The sequence below is a fragment of the Paracoccus litorisediminis genome, from assembly GCF_009711205.1.
Lineage (GTDB): Bacteria > Pseudomonadota > Alphaproteobacteria > Rhodobacterales > Rhodobacteraceae > Paracoccus > Paracoccus litorisediminis.
On the sequence record NZ_WMIG01000002.1, the window covers coordinates 527,773 to 545,402 of the forward strand.

Annotated in this window: 17 protein-coding genes; 4 read left to right on the top strand and 13 right to left on the bottom strand. The window is 63.2% G+C overall.

Going from position 1 to position 17,630, the window contains the following annotated elements:
• Nucleotides 1–30: 30 nt before the first annotated feature.
• The 4 genes from GL300_RS07985 to GL300_RS08000 form a co-directional block, all read right to left on the bottom strand.
• The gene (locus GL300_RS07985) at nt 31–1,344 is read right to left on the bottom strand and encodes an ABC transporter substrate-binding protein (protein WP_155039067.1); all 1,314 of its coding nucleotides are present in this window, start codon (nt 1,342–1,344) and stop codon (nt 31–33) included.
• 91 nt (nt 1,345–1,435) lie between these two features.
• Nucleotides 1,436–2,482 carry an ABC transporter ATP-binding protein gene (locus GL300_RS07990; RefSeq protein WP_155039068.1) on the bottom strand — a complete coding sequence of 349 codons (1,047 nt, stop codon included), beginning with the start codon at nt 2,480–2,482 and terminating at the stop codon, nt 1,436–1,438.
• A 129-nt stretch (nt 2,483–2,611) separates the two neighbouring features.
• Nucleotides 2,612–3,508 (bottom strand): sugar kinase, encoded by an 897-nt coding sequence (locus GL300_RS07995; RefSeq protein ID WP_155039069.1) that lies wholly within the window; start codon nt 3,506–3,508, stop codon nt 2,612–2,614.
• A 114-nt stretch (nt 3,509–3,622) separates the two neighbouring features.
• The gene (locus tag GL300_RS08000; protein ID WP_211594985.1) at nt 3,623–5,065 is read right to left on the bottom strand and encodes an aldehyde dehydrogenase family protein; all 1,443 of its coding nucleotides are present in this window, start codon (nt 5,063–5,065) and stop codon (nt 3,623–3,625) included.
• A 134-nt stretch (nt 5,066–5,199) separates the two neighbouring features.
• On the opposite strand from GL300_RS08000, the gene gloA2 reads away from it, so the two are divergent.
• On the top strand, nt 5,200–5,592 hold the full coding sequence (gloA2, locus tag GL300_RS08005) for an SMU1112c/YaeR family gloxylase I-like metalloprotein (RefSeq protein ID WP_155039071.1): 393 nt from the start codon (nt 5,200–5,202) through the stop codon (nt 5,590–5,592).
• A 78-nt stretch (nt 5,593–5,670) separates the two neighbouring features.
• Nucleotides 5,671–6,327 carry a redoxin domain-containing protein gene (locus GL300_RS08010; RefSeq protein ID WP_155039072.1) on the top strand — a complete coding sequence of 219 codons (657 nt, stop codon included), beginning with the start codon at nt 5,671–5,673 and terminating at the stop codon, nt 6,325–6,327.
• 142 nt (nt 6,328–6,469) lie between these two features.
• Here GL300_RS08010 and GL300_RS08015 read toward each other — a convergent pair whose 3' ends face one another.
• Nucleotides 6,470–7,252, bottom strand: a complete 783-nt coding sequence (locus tag GL300_RS08015) for a hypothetical protein (RefSeq protein ID WP_155039073.1) — start codon at nt 7,250–7,252, stop codon at nt 6,470–6,472.
• Nucleotides 7,253–7,423: 171 nt separating this feature from the next.
• On the opposite strand from GL300_RS08015, the gene GL300_RS08020 reads away from it, so the two are divergent.
• Nucleotides 7,424–8,326 (top strand): glycosyltransferase family A protein, encoded by a 903-nt coding sequence (locus GL300_RS08020; protein ID WP_211594967.1) that lies wholly within the window; start codon nt 7,424–7,426, stop codon nt 8,324–8,326.
• Nucleotides 8,327–8,392: 66 nt separating this feature from the next.
• Here the strand turns inward: GL300_RS08020 and pnp are convergent, their stop codons facing one another.
• From pnp to GL300_RS08060, 8 genes are all read right to left on the bottom strand, one after another.
• Nucleotides 8,393–10,537: a polyribonucleotide nucleotidyltransferase gene (gene pnp, locus GL300_RS08025; protein WP_155039074.1), complete on the bottom strand. Its 2,145-nt coding sequence runs from the start codon at nt 10,535–10,537 to the stop codon at nt 8,393–8,395.
• A gap of 233 nt (nt 10,538–10,770) precedes the next feature.
• The gene (gene putP / locus GL300_RS08030) at nt 10,771–12,216 is read right to left on the bottom strand and encodes a sodium/proline symporter PutP (RefSeq protein ID WP_155039075.1); all 1,446 of its coding nucleotides are present in this window, start codon (nt 12,214–12,216) and stop codon (nt 10,771–10,773) included.
• Between the two features lie 230 nt (nt 12,217–12,446).
• Nucleotides 12,447–12,791, bottom strand: a complete 345-nt coding sequence (locus GL300_RS08035; RefSeq protein WP_155039076.1) for a hypothetical protein — start codon at nt 12,789–12,791, stop codon at nt 12,447–12,449.
• A 186-nt stretch (nt 12,792–12,977) separates the two neighbouring features.
• Entirely contained in the window at nt 12,978–13,334 is a 357-nt protein-coding gene (locus GL300_RS08040) for a hypothetical protein (protein WP_155039077.1), read from the bottom strand.
• 245 nt (nt 13,335–13,579) lie between these two features.
• Nucleotides 13,580–13,849, bottom strand: a complete 270-nt coding sequence (gene rpsO, locus GL300_RS08045; protein ID WP_155039078.1) for a 30S ribosomal protein S15 — start codon at nt 13,847–13,849, stop codon at nt 13,580–13,582.
• 143 nt (nt 13,850–13,992) lie between these two features.
• Nucleotides 13,993–14,874, bottom strand: coding sequence for a calcium-binding protein (locus GL300_RS08050; protein ID WP_155039079.1), 882 nt, complete (start codon nt 14,872–14,874; stop codon nt 13,993–13,995).
• 100 nt (nt 14,875–14,974) lie between these two features.
• On the bottom strand, nt 14,975–15,628 hold the full coding sequence (locus GL300_RS08055) for a YggS family pyridoxal phosphate-dependent enzyme (protein WP_155039080.1): 654 nt from the start codon (nt 15,626–15,628) through the stop codon (nt 14,975–14,977).
• Nucleotides 15,629–15,697: 69 nt separating this feature from the next.
• Nucleotides 15,698–16,762: a porin gene (locus GL300_RS08060; protein ID WP_155039081.1), complete on the bottom strand. Its 1,065-nt coding sequence runs from the start codon at nt 16,760–16,762 to the stop codon at nt 15,698–15,700.
• 370 nt (nt 16,763–17,132) lie between these two features.
• Here GL300_RS08060 and GL300_RS08065 point away from each other — a divergent pair, with 370 nt between their 5' ends.
• Entirely contained in the window at nt 17,133–17,588 is a 456-nt protein-coding gene (locus tag GL300_RS08065; protein ID WP_155039082.1) for a DUF3576 domain-containing protein, read from the top strand.
• Nucleotides 17,589–17,630 lie beyond the last annotated feature (42 nt).

The window sequence follows — 17,630 nt, forward strand, 5'->3', positions numbered from 1 at the left end:
AAGGGGGCGCCCGAAGGCGCCCCGATGCGATCAGCGGTAATAGCGCGCGATGCGGCGCTCGGCATTGGCGATGGCTTCCTCGGTCGTGCGCTGACCGGTGACGGCCTCGGCGAACATGTCGACAAGGACGTAATCGGCCATCACGCCCGCCGATGCCGGACCCAGTTTCCCGGCATAGCCATTGGCACGCAGCGATTCCGACGCCTTTGCATAGGGCGCGTGGATCGGGTTCGAGGTCCAGACCGGGTTATTCGCGAACCCCTTCAGTGCCTGACAGCAATAGGCGCTGGCGCCGGTCAGCCAGGCGTTCATCTGTTCCGGCTGATACATGAACTCCAGATAGGCCTTGGCAGCATTCGGGAACTTGCAATGCTGGAAGATCGAGATGGTCGAGGTCTGGTGCAGCTCGACCGACTTGCCGACCGGGCCGATCGGCAGGTTGCCGGTGCGCAGATCCTCGGCAATCGCCTTGGTCGCCTCTTCCTTGCGGGCCGCGTAATACAGCGACACGCCATTCGCCGTCAGCGAGATGTCACCGGAAAGGAAAGCGCGGTTGTTGTTGATATCAAGCCAGCTTTCCGTTCCCGGCACGAAGACCGCGTAAAGCTTCTTGGCATACTCGATCGCCGCAGCGGTTTCGGGGCTGTTGATCGCGACCTCGCCCGCCTCGTTGACGGTCTGGCCGCCGTGGCTCCACAGCAGCCAATGCGCGAAATTGTTGCCGTCGCCCACCGCCTTGCCAAAGGGGAAACCTGCCGGCGTACCCTTTTCCTTGAGCGCGGTGCAAAGCGCCAGGAACCCTTCGGTATCCTTGGGAAATTCGTCGAAACCGGCGGCCTTCATATGGCTTTCGCGGTAGCAAACGGCGTTGCCGATGGCGCAAAGCGGGGTCGAGATGAACTTGCCATCCTGCTCGCCATAGGCGCGCAGCCCGTCATACCAGCCGCCGTTCTTTTCGCCCAGCATGGTGCAAAGGTCGGTCACATCGACCAGCTTGTCGGGATACTGGAAGGGGTCGTCGAACCAGCTCATCACCATGTCGGGGCCGGAACCCACATTGGCGGCGACGGCGGCTTTCGGGCGGACATCTTCCCAGCTTTCCTGGTCGATGCGGACCTCGACGCCGGTGGCCTTGGTGAAGGCTGCGGTATTGGCGTTCCACGCCTCTTCCTCGCCCTTGACGAAGGGCACCCAGCGCAGCAGGCGCAGGCTGGCGCCCTCTTCGGGGGTAAAGGTCATGCCCCCCGTTTGCGCCATGGCGGGGCGGATGAAGGGGCTGGTCAACACGGCGCCGGCTGCCAGCGCGGCGCCGCCCTGCAAGAGCTTTCTGCGGTCGATGGACATTGCTTAACTCCTCCCAAAGTGCAATGCGGCCGTTTCGCGGCCCGTTATACCCGCCCCGAATCCGGGACGGGGCCAGTCAATCCGTCACCTGTCAGTCCGTCAGGCGCACCCCGCTATCGGCGTCGAAAAGGTGGATGCCGGCAGGGTCGATGGTGACATGGATCACCTCGCCCGGACGGGCGGTCACGCGGTCGCGAAAGACGCAGGTCACGGGCTCGCCGCCCAGCTTTCCGGCGACATAGGTTTCCGCCCCGGTGGGTTCGGTGACTTCGATCGTCAGGGGAATGTCGCCGCCAAGGGTGATCGCCTCGGGGCGGACGCCATAGATCAGCTTGCGGCCCTCGGGCGCGCGCAGGGTCGGCAGGCGCTGGCCGTCACCGGCGACAAAGCTGCCACCCTCGGCCCGGCCGGGGATCATGTTCATCGCCGGGCTGCCGATGAAGCCTGCCACGAACAGGTTGGCGGGCCGGTCATAAAGATCCAGCGGTGCGCCGATCTGTTCCACCCGCCCGTCATGCATGACCACGATCTTGTCGGCCATGGTCATGGCCTCGATCTGGTCATGGGTGACATAGACGGTCGTGGTTTTCAGCCGGTTATGCAGGTTCTTGATCTCGGTCCGCATCGAGACGCGCAGCTTCGCATCAAGGTTCGACAGCGGCTCGTCGAACAGGAAAACCTGCGGATCGCGAACAATGGCCCGGCCCATGGCAACGCGTTGGCGCTGACCGCCCGACAATTGCCGCGGGTAGCGATCCAGCAGATGCGCAAGCCCAAGGATCTGGGCGGCGGGCTTCACCTTTTCCTCGATCTCGGCCCGGCCCGCGCCCTTGAGCTTCAGCGAGAAGCCCATGTTTTCGGCCACGGTCAGATGCGGGTAAAGCGCATAGTTCTGGAACACCATGGCGATGTCGCGATCCTTGGGCGGCAGGTCATTCACGACCCTTTCGCCGATCAGGATCTCGCCCGAGGTGATATGCTCCAGCCCCGCCAGCATGCGCAGCAAGGTCGACTTGCCGCAGCCCGAGGGGCCGACCAGAACGACGAACTCCCCTTCGTCGATATCGACCGAGACGCCATGCATCACCTCGACCGCGCCATAGGATTTCTTGATATCCCGGATCGTCACCGAGGCCATGCGATCCCTCCTCCCAAAGGTATCCATTGGGAGGAAGGCTGGCAGGAAGCCCTGCATCAAGCAAGCATTTTGTTGGGGATGCGCGAAAAGGCCTAGTCGGCCAAGCCCATCGCCCAATGTATACGCTGTTTAGCGCAGCGCCTCGTGCGGGATCAGCGCGCCGGGATGGCAGATGACGCGGGCAGCGGTCGCATGGCCGCGCGCGACCGCGCCCGCCATGTCCATTCCGGCCAGTCGCGCCGAGAGATAACCGCCATTGAAGCTGTCCCCGGCACCGGTCGTATCGACAGGTTGCAGACGCTCGCCGCAGGGCAGGTCCAGCCAATCGCCATCGGGGGTGTGACCCAGCATGTCGCCGCCGCCATTCTTGACCAGAATCTCGGTGACACCTGCCTCAAGATAGCGCTCGGCGGTCTGGCGCGGGCTTTCGTCGCCGAAATACTGCGCCTCTTCGTCGAAACTGGGCAGGGCGATGTCGGCCACGGCCGCGCCCTTCATGATCCAGTCGCGCATGTCCTCGGCGCCCGGCCACAGGCGCAGGCGCATGTTGCTGTCAAAGGCCACGCGGCCCGGTGCTGCCGCCAGTGCCGCCAACAGCGCCTGACGGCGGTCCGGTGTCAGAATCGCCAGCGTGATCCCCGAGAAATAGATCAGGTCCGCGCCGTGAAAGCAGCGGGCCAGATGGTCGATGTCATCGGCCAGACAACGCGCCGCCGAACTGTCGCGCCAATAGGTAAAGCTGCGCTCGCCATCCTTCAGGTCGATCATGTACAGGCCCGGCGCACGGGTCGGATGGCGGGTGATGCAATCGGTGCCGATTCCGGCCCCCGCGAAGAAATCCAGCATCTTGCCGGAAATCCCGTCCTGACCGACGCAGGTCAGGTAATCGACTTGCGCGTCAGCGGGCATCAGGGCGCGCAGGTACCATGCGGTGTTGAAGGTGTCGCCCGCAAAGGCCTGACGCCAGAGCCCCTGCCCCGCGCCCGACAATTCGACCATGCATTCGCCTACCGAAACAACCCGCATCGCATCCCCCTGTCACCTGCGAGGCGCAACTTAGCGGGAACGCCCGAAATGAAAAGGGCCGCCGGTCATCCGGCGGCCCCTCTCGGCAGGAATGCGGCGGATTATGCGCGCCGATCAGGCGTCGACGTCCCAGCCGCTGATCTGCTTGCTGTCCATGAACTCTTCCAGCCCCCAGACGCCGCCTTCACGCGCCCGGCCCGAGGCCTTGACCCCGCCAAAGGCCGAGCCCTTGCCACGGCCTTGGCCGTTCATCTCGACCATGCCCGCGCGCAGCTGGCGGGCCAGACGGTTGCGGCGGGTGCCGTCCTGGGTCTGCACGTAGTTGGTCAGGCCGTAGACGGTGTCATTGGCGATGGCGACGGCCTCTTCCTCGGTGTCGAAGGGGATGATCGCCAGCACCGGGCCAAAGATTTCCTGACGCGCGATGGTCATGTCATTATTCACATCGGCAAAGACCGTCGGACGGACGTAATAGCCACGATTGACGCCCTCGGGCAGGCCGGGACCACCGGCGACGACGCGCGCGCCCTCATCGATGCCTGCCTGAATCAGGTCCTGGATCTTGTCCCATTGCAGCTTGGAAACCACCGGGCCGATATGACGGCCGGACTGGTGGGCGGTCGCCACCGCGGTTTCCTCGGCGACCTTGCGGGCCTGCTCGACCGCAGTCTCATAGAACGAGCGCTCGACCAGCATCCGGGTCGGCGCGTTGCAGGATTGGCCGCTGTTGTAGAACACATGCCGCACACCGCGCGTCACCGCCTTTTCATCGGCATCGGCAAAGACCAGGTTCGCGCCCTTGCCGCCCAGTTCCAGCGCCACTTTCTTGACCGTATCGGCAGCCGCCTTGGTGATGGCGATGCCGGCGCGGGTCGATCCGGTGAAGCTGATCATCTCGACATCGGGATGGGTCGAAAGCTGGGTGCCGACACCCAGACCGTCGCCGTTCACCATGTTGAAGACGCCGGCGGGCAGCCCGGCCTCATCCACGATTTCCGCGAACAGGATCGAGGACAGCGGCGCTATTTCGCTGGGTTTCAGCACCACGGTATTGCCGGTCAGAATCGCCGGGATCACCTTCAGCGTGACCTGGTTCATCGGCCAGTTCCACGGCGTGATCAGGCCGATGACACCGATCGGCTCCCATGCGACCATGGCATTCGGGGCATGCGGGCCCAGCGGGCGGATGAATTCGAATTCGCGGAAGGCGTCGATGAAGGTCTGGATGTGGCTGACGCCGCAGCCCGCCTGATCCTCGATCGCCATGTCATGGGGGGCACCCATTTCATCCTCGATGGCCCGACCCATCTCGGCCTGACGGCGCACATAGATCTCAAGGATCTTCTCGACATGGGCCAGCCGTTCCGCCGGGGACGTGGCCGACCATGCCGGGAAGGCAGCCTTGGCCGCCGCCACTGCCGCATCGGTATCGGCCTGCGCACCCAGAGAGATCACCGCGACCGAATCTTCCGTCGAGGGGTCGATCACCTCCAGGTCATTGGGAACGCTCGGGGCGACCCATGCACCGTTGATGTAGAATTTCCGCTTGTCTGCCAGTTCGCTCATGAGCGGACTCCCTTTCTGTTCTGGGCCGTAACCTGCCACCGTGCCCGACGCGGCGCAAGCTTGCGGGACTCGCCAAGTCGCAGGATCGCGGGCAAGGTGGGGCGACCAGCCAGAGAGAGGGGCTCATGCTGCGCACCATTCATCATGCGGCCATCATCTGCTCGGACTATCCGCGCGCGCGCGCTTTCTATACAGAAATCCTCGGGTTGCGGATCGTGGCCGAGAACCACCGGATCGCGCGGGATTCGTGGAAGCTGGATCTTGCGCTTCCGGGTGGCGGCCAGATCGAGCTGTTTTCCTTTCCCGATCCCCCGCCGCGCCCGAGCCGACCCGAGGCATGCGGCCTGCGCCATCTGGCCTTTACGGTCAGCGATCTGGAGGCCGCCTGTGCGCGACTGGCCCGGCACGGGGTTCAGGTCGAGCCGGTCAGGACCGATGAATTCACCGGTCGCCGTTTCACCTTCTTTGCCGATCCGGATGGACTGCCGCTGGAGCTTTACGAGATTCCTGAAAATTAACACGATGAAATAAATCGTGTTTTCAACCGCCTCGGCCTCGCATATCGTGTGGCCGCGACCCAACCGAAAGGATCAGAAATGTCCCTGCGCATCAATGACATCGCCCCCGATTTCGCGGCCGACTCGACCGAGGGGCAGATCAGCTTCCATGACTGGATCGGCGACAGCTACGCCATCCTTTTCTCGCATCCGCGCGATTTCACCCCGGTTTGCACCACCGAGTTCAGCGCCGTCGCGCAACTGGTGCCCGAATTCGAATCCCGCAACACCAAGGTTCTGGGCGTCTCGGTCGATTCGGCGGCAGATCATGCCAAATGGAAGGCCGATATCGAAAAGGTCGCGGGCGTCCCGGCTAATTTCGCTATCATCGACGACACTGCGCTGAACGTGGCCAAGGCCTATGACATGCTGCCCGCCGATTACTACCTGCCGACCGAGGGCCGCACCCCGGCGCATTCGGCGACCGTGCGCACCGTCTTCATCATCGGCCCGGACAAGAAGGTCCGCCTGACCATGACCTATCCGATGTCGGTCGGCCGCAATTTCGCCGAGATCCTGCGGGCGCTGGACGCCGTGCGCAAGACCGACGGCGTGCCGCTGGCCACCCCGGCGAACTGGGTTCCCGGTCAGGACGTGATCGTGGCGCTGGCGCTGGACGACGCGGCCGCCGAGGCGAAATACGGCGCGCTGAACAAGAAGCTGCCCTATCTGCGCTTCGCCAAGGATCCGGCCTGATCCGGTCAAAGGCCGCCGCAAGGCGGCCTTTTTCTTTGCCTAATGCCCGGCAAAGCGCGTCCGAATATCCGTTCTCGGCCACCTCGCGACACAACTTACGCAGGTAATGGGCATTCCCGGTCATGCTGGCAGTGCGCCGGGACTATCGCCCCACGTCCACCTCGGCGCGCAGCCGCGCCATGGCGGCTTCGACCTGTTCGCCGAGCACCACCTGACATCCCCTGCCTCGCGCCGCATCGACCAGATCGGCCAGCAAAAGCGCCTCACGCGCGGGGTCGTGATGCCCGATTCCGGCGACGCGCTGCCGTGCCTCATCGTCGGTGCCAAGCTCGGCCTCATATCCGACGTTGTAGCACGTGGTGAAAAAAGTGAAGCCGACGATGGCCAATTCCTGCACCGGGGCACGCAGGAAGAAATCCGCGCAGATCAGCCCCGAGGTCGGGCTGGCGCCGCCCAGCTCTCGTTGCAGATCGCGGTATCGCTCCCACGGGATATGCCGCAAGGCCTGCCGGGGAAAGCATCGCGCCGCAATCAGGGTGTGCAGGAAAGCCCCCTTGGTCGGTGTGCGATGCACGAGCACCTGAACCCCCGCCGCCTCCAGCGCCGCCGCTGTGACCGGGCGGGTATCTGAGGTCAGTGAATGGAACAGCACGTCGCAGCGCCGGGCCGCCTGCCCCAGTGCCGGGATTGGCATGTCCAAGCCGTTGTTCAACCGAACGAAAACGTCAAAGCGTGCCGGATCGAGACAGGCCAGATCCTCGCCCACGGTTCGCGCGGGTCCCAGGATCAGCACGCGCAGGCCCTGAAAATCCGCGGCATTCAGCTGATATTCCGGCCCCAGCCTGCGCCGCAGCAGTTTGATCACCGGCGACCTGAGAAAGCCCGGCATCCGGCTGACGATCGAAAGAGCAAACTTGCCCGGCATGGTTCATTCCGCCCAACTGCGCGTGTCGCGGCACGTCCATGCCATGCCTTGTCAGATGACGGAAGGCAAGGAACTCGTTCCGTGCCCCGTCACACCTGCCCGAAACCAGCTTCCGCCCTTATCCCGCAAGCGATATGAGCAAATGCAACTGAACCAGCGCGCGGAAATGCCGTGAACCGTCCCACCATCATCACCCTGTCGACCATCCCGCCGCGCTTTGGCCTGCTTGGGCCGACGCTGGATTCGCTGTTGCGGCAAAAGCTGCCCGCACAGCAGATCCTGTTGCAGATCCCGAAAAGCTATCGGCGCTTTACCGATTGGGACGGGCGCCTGCCCGATGTGCCGACCGGAGTGACCATCAGCCGATGCGAGGCCGATCTGGGCCCCGCCACCAAGATCCTGCCCGCCTGCCGCGAATTCGCCGGGCAGGATGTCGACCTGCTGTTCTGCGACGATGACAAGATCTACGACCGCGACTGGCATGCGCGGCTGAAAAAGGCCCGTGCGGAACATCCCGATGCCTGCATCGTCGAGGCGGGCGACAGCCTGCCCGACATCGCCGACAGCGCCCGACCCGCGGACCGGCTGCCGCGCGCAGCCCGCTGGAGCAAGAAGCCGCTGTCCTATCGCATCAAGCGCGTGCTGTCGCTGTTCACGATCAAGTCGCCGATCTATGCCTCCAGCGGCTTTGTCGATGTGCTGGGCGGTCATGGCGGCGTCATGGTCAAGCCGGACTGGTTTGGCCCCGAGGCATGGGAGATTCCCCCGGTGCTGTGGACCGTCGACGATCCGTGGCTGTCCGGCCATCTGGAACGACAGGGCATTCCGATCTGGCTTCTGGCCAAGGTCAGCCGCATGCGCGTGTCGCGCGCTGGCGGCGTCGATGCCCTGCATGATCTGGTCGAAATGGACCATGGCCGGGTCGAGGCCGATATTGCCGCGATCGACTACATGCGCCGCCATTACGGTATCTGGCAGCCGGGCGGCACGCCGATTCCGCCCGCCTCATGGATGAGCAACACCATGCGCCGGATCTCCAGACGCGCGCTGGAGGCAGCCGACAAGCAAGGCTGAGACATGATCGAAATGCAAAAAGGCCCCGTCGATTGACGGGGCCTTTCCTTTAGCAGATCGCGCCGATTACTCGGCGTTTTCTTCTTTCTTCTCGGGGGCGATTTCCTCGCCGGTCTCTTGGTCGACCATTTTCATGCCCAGACGGACTTTGCCGCGGTCATCGAAGCCCAGCAGCTTGACCTTCACTTCTTGACCCTCTTTGAGGATCTCGTTGGGGTGGGTCAGACGCTTGTTGGCGATCTGGGACACGTGGACCAGACCGTCGCGCTTGCCGAAGAAGTTCACGAAGGCGCCGAAATCGACCAGTTTCACGACCTTGCCGATGTAGACCTTGCCTTCTTCCGGCTCGGCCACGATCGAATAGATCATGTCATAGGCTTTCTTGATCGAGTCGGCATTGGCCGAAGCGATCTTGATCACGCCGTCGTCGTTGATGTCGACTTTGGCACCCGAGGTTTCCACGATTTCGCGGATGACCTTGCCGCCCGAGCCGATCACTTCACGGATCTTGTCGGTCGGGATGGTCATGGTCTCGATGCGCGGAGCATGAGCCGAGAATTCGCGGCGGCCTTCGGTCAGGGCATGGGCCATCTCGCCCAGGATGTGCATCCGGCCGTCCTTGGCTTGCGCCAAAGCCTGCTCCATGATCGCCGGCGTGATGCCCGCAACCTTGATGTCCATCTGCAGCGAGGTGATGCCGTTTTCCGTACCGGCGACCTTGAAGTCCATGTCGCCGAGGTGATCCTCGTCGCCCAGAATGTCGGTCAGGACCGCGTATTTGCCGTCATCCTCAAGGATCAGGCCCATCGCGACGCCAGCAACCGGAGCTTTCAGCGGAACGCCCGCATCCATCATCGACAGCGAGCCGCCGCAGACCGAAGCCATGGACGACGAGCCGTTCGATTCCGTGATCTCGGAAACGACGCGGATGGTGTAGGGGAAGTCGGTCGCAGCCGGCAGAACCGCCTGCAGCGCGCGCCATGCCAGTTTGCCGTGGCCGATCTCGCGACGACCGGGCGAACCAACGCGGCCCACTTCGCCGACCGAGTAGGGCGGGAAGTTATAGTGCAGCAGGAAGTTCGAGCGGAAGTTGCCGTGCAGCGCGTCGATGATCTGTTCGTCATCGCCGGTGCCCAGCGTGGTCACGACCAGCGCCTGCGTTTCACCGCGGGTGAACAGCGACGAGCCGTGGGTGCGCGGCAGGATGCCGACTTCGCTGTCGATGGCGCGCACGGTCTTGGTGTCGCGGCCGTCGATGCGGGCGCCACCATTGATGATGTCACCGCGCAGAATGCCCGATTCCAGCTTCTTCAGCGCCGAACCAAGGTTCGCGTCGGCCAGTTCTTCCTCGGTCAGGCCAGCCTTGACGGTCGCTTTTGCGGCAGCCACGGCGTCCTGACGGTCGGCCTTGTCCTTGATCGCATAGGCGGCGCGCATCTCGGTCTCGCCCAGCGATTTCACGCGGGCATAGAGTTCCGAGTAGTCCGGCGATTGGAAGTCGAAGGGCTCTTTCGCGGCAACTTCGGCCAGGTCGATGATCAGGTCGATCACCGGCTGCATCGCCTCGTGGCCGAATTTCACGGCGCCCAGCATTTCTTCTTCGGTCAGCTCATAGGCTTCCGATTCGACCATCATCACGGCGTCTTTGGTGCCGGCGACGACCAGGTCCAGACGCTGTTCGGGGTTGTTGCGCAGCTGGTCCATGTCCTGAACTTCGGGGTTCAGCACATATTCGCCATTCGAGAAGCCAACGCGGGCAGCGCCGATCGGGCCCATGAACGGAACGCCCGACAGGGTCAGCGCGGCCGAGGCAGCGATCATCGCGACGATGTCGGGATCGTTGACCAGGTCGTGCGACAGCACGGTGCACATGACCAGGACTTCGTTCTTGAAGCCAGCGGCGAACAGCGGGCGGCAGGGACGGTCGATCAGACGCGCGGTCAGCGTCTCTTTCTCGGTCGGGCGCGCTTCACGCTTGAAGAAACCGCCCGGCACTTTGCCGGCGGCATAGTATTTCTCTTGGTAGTGGACCGTCAGCGGGAAGAAGTCCTGCCCCGGTTTCGGCTCTTTGGCGAAAGTGACGTTGGCCATGACGCTGGTTTCGCCAAGCGTGGCGATGACCGTACCGTCGGCCTGACGGGCAACCTTGCCCGTTTCCAGGGTGAGCGTTTCCTGCCCCCACTGGATCGATTTTTTCACTTCATCAAACATCTGATTTCCTCTGGGCGACGCCAGCCCTCTGGTCGCGCCCGTGTCATATGGCGGCCCCATTGCCGCCTGCCCCTATCCTTCGCATGTGCCCCGAGGCATGGGCGGCACGTCACAGATGCGCGGGGCATACAGCAAAACATGGGTTTTGGAAAGTGTCTTGCGGGTTGGCCACCCGGATGCGCAAAGGCCCGCCCCGTTTCGGGGGCGGGCCTTATTATCGAAGTCAAACCGGCTCAGGCCAGTTTCTGATGGCGGTATTCGCCCTGATCGGCGGTCGCCATGCTGACCGCGACAATGGCAAGGAACGAGGCGATGAAGCCCGGAACGATCTCATAGATGGTGCTGCTCAGCCCCATGGCGATCCATGCGATGACGGTCACCGCGCCGACGATCAGGCCCGCGACGGCACCGGCACCGGTCATCCGTTTCCAGGTCAGCGACAGCACGATCAGCGGACCAAAGGCCGCGCCGAAACCGGCCCATGCGTTCGCGACCAGACCCAGCACCTCTGACTCGGGGTCGGCAGCGATGATCAGCGCCACGACGCCTACGGCCAGAACGGCCAGACGGCCGATATTGACCAGCTCGCGTTCCGAGGCGTCGCGCTTCATCAGCGCGTGGTAGATGTCCTCGGTCAGCGACGAGGACGCGACCAGAAGCTGGCTCGACACGGTGGACATGATCGCAGCCAGCAGCGCCGCATACAGGAACCCGGTCACCAGCGGATGGAACAGCAGGTCCGACAGCAGGATGAAGATGGTCTCGGGGTCGGCCACCTCAAGCCCGGTGCGCAGCGCATAGGCGCGACCAAAGACGCCGACCGCCAGCGCACCCGCAAGCGACACGATCATCCACGACATGCCGATCCGGCGCGCAGCCGGAACGTCCTTGACGCTGCGGATCGCCATGAAACGCACGATGATATGCGGCTGCCCGAAATAGCCCAGACCCCAGGCCATGGCCGAGATCCAGCCGATCGCCGTCACACCCTTGGACAGAGAGAAGAACTCGGGATCGATCGCGGTCACCCGCGCGGCCGCCTCAGAGGCGCTCGACCCGTCCGAGGTCAGGATGACGATGGGCATGATGACCAGCGCCAGCATCATGATGCAGCCCTGCACGAAGTCGGTCAGGCTGACCGCAAGGAAGCCGCCGATCACCGTATAGACCAGCACGATGCCCAGCGTCAGCGAGATCCCGACCATGTAATCGCCGCCAAAGGCGCTGGCGAACAGCTTGCCGCCGCCGACAAGGCCCGAAGCGGTGTAGACCGCAAAGAACACCACGATGATGATGGCCGAAACCATGCGCAGCAGGCGCTCGGTGCTGGGGAACCGCTTGCCGAGGAAGCCCGGAATGGTCAGGCTGTCATAGAATTCGGTCTGCTCGCGCAGACGCGGCGCGACGATCAGCCAGTTGGCCCATGCGCCCAGCACAAGGCCGACGCCGATCCAAGCCTGCGACAGACCCGCGACGAACAGCGCGCCGGGCAGACCCAGCAGCAGCCAGCCGCTCATGTCGGACGCCCCGGCCGACAGTGCCGTCACCGACGGCCCCAGATCGCGGCCACCCAGGATGTACTCTTCGGAATTCGATGTCGACTTGCGCCAGGCATAGACACCGATTGCAATCATCAGCAGGAAATAAGCCGATAGGCTGATCCACACTCCCATTTGCATGCGCGCTTCCCCTTTTTGAACAAGGGCGCGCCTTTTTCACGATTTCGGCATTCGCGAAAGCGAAAACGGGCCGGGCGGACGGGCAAAACAGGCAAATGGTCAGATCGTCCATCAGCCCCCTCGAAAAAATCCGAAAATCAGCCAGAATCGCGGATTTTAGACGAATCCGATTTCGGCCTTCCGGGCCGGAAACCTGCCCGGAAGCACTCGGGAATCACCCTTTGGGCGAGTCAGTTGCAGTCGGGATACTTGTAGCGGTCGGCCTCGGTGACATCGACCGGGCAGCCTGCCCCGGCACCCGTCTTGGGCCGCATCCGCATGCCGCAATCAGACGGCTTCACGATATCCACGGATTTGAAGCGCCCCTGCGAGACGGGCATATGCACGCAGATCCCCTCGCCGGCGCTCCACCAATAGCTGCCTTTGACATTCGCGAAGCCGCGCTGGTTCAGGCCACCTTCAGCCTGCCCCGAACGCGCCCCGACAAAGTCTTCCAGTTCCGGCGGAGGATGCGCCAGCGCCGGGCTGGCAAACATGACAAGGACAAGCGCGAGGCGGGTGGGGGCGATCAGCAATTGGCAATCCTTTCCTGCAGACAAATGACGCGTGAAAGAAGCTTCTGCCGCAAGGTTCCGATCCGGACCGGGACAGAGCGGTCGCCTGATGCGGGCATCTTGCCCTAACCCGGCAACCGCATTCCGGTTCCGCCGCCGCGCAACTTCGCCATTGGGAACCCGCGACCGACGCCGCGGGTCCGCATCTTAGCGCCCAGCCATCGAGCGGCCGCAAAAGCCTTCCGCCGCCGCGCCCGCGCCGACCCTGCACACCTTGACCGGCGTCGCCATGGCCCGCATCGCCATGCCGCAGACAGTGGGTCTTGCCCTGACCAGCGGCGGTGCCCCGCTGCCGGGGGTCGAGGCATAGACGCAGTCTTTCTCAGCCGCGTTCCACCAATACTGACCCCTGACATTGTCATAGCCATATTCGGGCAGGACCTCGGAGGCGGGCTCGACGCCGTTCCCGATGATTTTCGCCGCCAGTTCCAGATTGGTCTGCGCAATGACAGGCAATGCGACAGCACCCGCCAGAATGGCGGTCCCAACGATCATGAATTTCATCTAGTGATCCTTTCGTGACGGCAACCGCAGTGCCGATCAACATTGACGAGGATCCAGCCCCTCTATCCGCGCCCAGATCCTACCAGAAATGGGCGATTCCAAATATCGGGTTTCAACCTGCGGAACCTGACCCTTAAGGCAGGATTCCGGAGTACGCGCCATGTAGGGCTAGCACCTAGCATCGGCGCAAAGAAAAACGCCCGCAGCTTTCGCCACGGGCGCCGATCAATGCGACTGATCTACGATCAGCGGCGCAGACCCAGCTTGCCGATCAGGTCGGTGTAGCGGGCTTCGTCCTTGCGCTTCAGGTAGTCCAGCAGCTTGCGGCGCTGTGCGACCATCATCAGCAGACCACGACGCGAGTGGTTGTCTTTCTTGTGGGTCTTGAAGTGCTCGGTCAGGGTCGCGATACGCGACGACAGGATCGCAACCTGAACCTCGGGCGAACCGGTGTCGCCTTTCTTGGTCGCGAATTCGGTCATCACGCGGTTCTTTTCCTCGACGGTGATCGACATCGGGGTCTCCTTTTCGGATCAAAGGGTTATGGCACAGGCCGGGATGTCGTCCAGCTCAGGCCCGTGGAGAATTCCGGCAGGATTCGCCTGACCGGATGCGGGCGTATAGGCGAAATCCCTGCAAAAGAAAAGGAATTTGTGCCTCAGGCATTCGGAGCGCGGGTCAGCACGATGTCGCGCAGGTCCAGCCCTTCGCCATTCAACACGCGTCCCACTGCCTGACCATCGATGCGGATCAGGGCCGAGCCGTCGTCGCCCCGTTCCAGCGTGACGGTCGGCACGTGCTGTTCGGCCCCGTGCCAGCGCAGTTCAATGATATCTTCGGCAGGATTGTAATCCCCGATGACCGGGGAGGTCTGGCCCGGTTCCTGCAGCACAAACAGATCGCGCCCTGCCCCACCTTCCGCAAAATCTCCGGCATGGGCTTGCAAGCTGTCATCACCCTCACCTCCGTGCAACCACGCGGCGTCCTCTTCAGGCGAACCGATCAGAAGATCGTTGCCGTCGCCCCCATCCAGATCGTCCAGCCCGCGACCCGCAACCAGCGTGTCATTGCCCGAATTGCCCGAGAGCCAATCGTCCCCAGCCCCAGCGGTCAGGCTGTCACCGCCCTCGCCCCCGAACAATGTGTCATTGCCCCCGCGCCCCAGCAGCGTGTCATCGCCGCCCTGCCCGGCCAGTTGATCGTCCCCTGACCCGCCATCCAGCAGGTCATCTCCACCAATGCCATAGTCGCCGTCGCCGTAGATCCAGTCGGTTCCGTCGCCGCCGCGCAGCGTGTCATCACCCAGGCCGCCATGCAGATCGTCATTCCCCGCCCCGCCTTCCAACAGGTCGTCGCCATCCTCTCCGGCCAGCCAGTCCGAACCGGAACTGCCCTCGAACGCTAGCCCTTCGGGTTCGTCAGGATCAGGCCTATCGGTTGGATTTTCGCCACCATCGTCCTTGGGACCGCGCGACGCGCCGGTGCTGTCAATGGCAAGCCCCATGACCAGAAGCCCCAAAAGGCTGCCAAGGATGAACATCTGCATACCCACAAAAATCGTCAAACTATGAATGAAAGGTTAATCCCGTGGCAGGATTCGCGCACGGGATTTGACGATTCTGGGTTAACCTGCGTCCACCTTAGCCGTAGTCGCGCGCGCCAAAAATGGCACTGCCCACGCGAACATGCGTCGCGCCCTCGGCGATAGCGGATTCGAAATCCGCGCTCATCCCCATCGACAAGCCGGTCAGCCCGTTACGCGCGGCGATCCCGCGCAGATGGCGGAAATGCGGGGTCGAGGGTTCATCCTCGGGCGGGATGCACATCAGCCCGGCAACCTGCAGGTCCAAAGACCGGCACGAGGCGATGAACTCATCCGCGTCGTCGGGCAGGATCCCGGCTTTTTGCGGCTCGGCACCGGTATTGACCTGTACGAAAAGCTGCGGGCAAGTCCCGTGCGCCTGCACCTGCCGTGCCAGCTTCTGCGCCAGCGAAGGTCGGTCCAGCGTGTGGATCGCGTCGAAAAGCTCTAGTGCCAGCTTCAACTTATTGGTCTGAAGCGGGCCGATCATATGCAGTTCGACCCCCGGATAGGCCTCGCGCCAGGCCGGCCACTTTCCGGCGCTTTCCTGCACGTAATTCTCGCCAAAGACCCGATGTCCGGCCTGCAAGACCGCCTCAACCCGGCCGGCGGGCTGCACCTTGCTGACAGCAATCAGCCGGACCGTACCCTGCGGACGTCCGGCGGCGGTTTCGGCCGCGTGAACGCGGCTTTTGATCTGTTCCAGTCCCATATGGGGAGAATCCCAAAACAAAAGAGCGGGCACAAGGCCCGCTCTTTCTTAATTCCGTATCCCGAAGGATCAGAACTTGAAGCGAACACCCATGTCCGCGACGGTGTCGTTCAGCCAGTCGCTGTCAACGATACCGCCCGACAGGGTGGCGCCGCCGCCCAGGTCGTAGTCGGCGCCAACACCGAAGGTGTCGAAGTCGCGGTCGTCGAGGCCAGCAGCATCGCCAATGTCGGTGGTGCGGATTTCGTCACGACGGTAGAAACCAGCAACGCGGATCGCGTCTTGCTGCCACTCGAGGCCCAGGCCCCAGGTTTTGCTCAGCTGGTAGTTGTCCGAGGTCAGGGTCAGGTCGTCAACGAAGTTGCCGGTCGCGTCGTCGCCGCCGAAGCTGATCGAGTCGCGATCGCTATAGTCAGCGTAGATGGCCGAAACGGCGATGTTGTTGAACGTCGCTTTACCGCCCAGAGTGACCTCTTTGGCGTCGCCGTCTTTGGCGTAGCCCAGACCAACGGTGAAGTTTTCGGCTTCGTAGTTGGCGCCCAGCGACCAAGCGGTGTCATCCGACGACACAGTGGCGCAGTCGACCAGCTCACCGGTAACCGGATCGTAGGTGCACTCGATGTTGTCGTTGGCGCCGGTGGTGGTGAACCACTTACGGTCGCTGCCATCCGAGGCCGAGGCAAACAGCGAGATGTTGTTGATGGTGTACTGGTACAGGATGTTCGGGCCCTGATCCAGGTTCGCACCGTCGCCGGTCAGGTACGAGATCTCTTCCAGGTCGCCAGCGAAGCCGCCTTGGGTGTAGCCGATTTCCGGCAGGTCGCCGATCGCGGCTTCCGAAGCCGAGACCACGTCGCCCATTTCGAGCTTGCCGTAGGTGCCCGAAACATAGACCGAGCCAGCAACGCCCTGGTTGCCGTTGGCCGAGTTGTCGGCACGGATCGAGCCGCCGAAGGACAGGCCGGCATCGCTTTCGCCGGTCATGGTGAAGATGGCACGGATACGGCTCGAGAACTGAGCGTCGTTACCGTCATAGATCACACCCATCCGGCCGGTACCGGTGACCGCAACCTCAGCGGCGGCGACACCAGCGGTCATCACCAGCGCGGTGGTGGCGAAAAGAACCTTTTTCATGGTTTTCCCTCTTGTCTCTCTCGTGTGCCCCAGCTGTTTGCCAACTTGGGGTATGGCAGTTGTCTCGCGCTTTCATCCTAGTATTGCAACGAATTCGGACCGGCCCTTCCTGATTAGCAAGTGTTGTGATGCATCAGCGCCACACCGGCTATGCAAGCCCTGCAATCGTGGGTGTTTCGCGCCTGCAGCACGCACAATCCGCAGATTTTCATCCCAGTCCTTCAGGTCATGCCCCGCTCATTGGGAAACCGTTATCACTCAACCGCAGGAATCGCTGACAAAGGCGACTCGGCCACGCGGGAAGCGCTATCTTGTCGCTAGCCCCGGATTTGCGCTATGGCTCGCATTCAGGACGATCGGGGGATGACTGATGACCAGATGCGCCGCACGGCTGACCGCCGCCTTGCTTCTTACGGCGGGGCTTGCCGCATGTTCCGGCTCGGGCAGCAATACCGCCCAAAGCCAGCCGGCCGAGCGGGAATCGACGCTTTGGGACCTGTTCTCGAACCGGCGCAACGCCAATGACACGGTGGCGGTGAACCGCTACCTGTGGAACGCCAGCCTTGAAGTGCTGAACTTCCTGCCGATCCAGTCGATCGATCCCTTCACCGGCATGATCGTCACCGGCTATGGCACGCCCCCCGGCGGCGGACGCAGCTATCGCGCGACGATCAAGGTCAGCGACCCCTCGCTGGACGCCCGCGCATTGAAGGTCTCGCTGCAGGGTCCGGGCGGTAGCGCCGTGGCACCCGACACCGTTCGCGCGGTCGAGGACGCCATCCTGACCCGCGCCCGTCAGATGCGCGTCCGCGACGGCAAGCTCTGACCCCGCTGGACCTGCGGCGCGGCAACGGATAATACCCTGCGG

Bases quoted from the DNA above. Each gene is read 5' to 3' on its own strand.
- GL300_RS08010 (WP_155039072.1), top strand. From the start codon at position 5,671: ATGTCCCTGCGCATCAATGACATCGCCCCCGATTTCGCGGCCGACTCG.
- GL300_RS07985 (WP_155039067.1), bottom strand. From the start codon at position 1,344: ATGTCCATCGACCGCAGAAAGCTCTTGCAGGGCGGCGCCGCGCTGGCA.
- GL300_RS08040 (WP_155039077.1), bottom strand. From the start codon at position 13,334: ATGAAATTCATGATCGTTGGGACCGCCATTCTGGCGGGTGCTGTCGCA.
- GL300_RS08055 (WP_155039080.1), bottom strand. From the start codon at position 15,628: ATGGGACTGGAACAGATCAAAAGCCGCGTTCACGCGGCCGAAACCGCC.
- gloA2 (WP_155039071.1), top strand. From the start codon at position 5,200: ATGCTGCGCACCATTCATCATGCGGCCATCATCTGCTCGGACTATCCG.
- GL300_RS07995 (WP_155039069.1), bottom strand. From the start codon at position 3,508: ATGCGGGTTGTTTCGGTAGGCGAATGCATGGTCGAATTGTCGGGCGCG.
- GL300_RS08050 (WP_155039079.1), bottom strand. From the start codon at position 14,874: ATGTTCATCCTTGGCAGCCTTTTGGGGCTTCTGGTCATGGGGCTTGCC.
- GL300_RS08065 (WP_155039082.1), top strand. From the start codon at position 17,133: ATGACCAGATGCGCCGCACGGCTGACCGCCGCCTTGCTTCTTACGGCG.
- GL300_RS07990 (WP_155039068.1), bottom strand. From the start codon at position 2,482: ATGGCCTCGGTGACGATCCGGGATATCAAGAAATCCTATGGCGCGGTC.
- putP (WP_155039075.1), bottom strand. From the start codon at position 12,216: ATGCAAATGGGAGTGTGGATCAGCCTATCGGCTTATTTCCTGCTGATG.
- GL300_RS08015 (WP_155039073.1), bottom strand. From the start codon at position 7,252: ATGCCGGGCAAGTTTGCTCTTTCGATCGTCAGCCGGATGCCGGGCTTT.
- rpsO (WP_155039078.1), bottom strand. From the start codon at position 13,849: ATGTCGATCACCGTCGAGGAAAAGAACCGCGTGATGACCGAATTCGCG.
- pnp (WP_155039074.1), bottom strand. From the start codon at position 10,537: ATGTTTGATGAAGTGAAAAAATCGATCCAGTGGGGGCAGGAAACGCTC.
- GL300_RS08060 (WP_155039081.1), bottom strand. From the start codon at position 16,762: ATGAAAAAGGTTCTTTTCGCCACCACCGCGCTGGTGATGACCGCTGGT.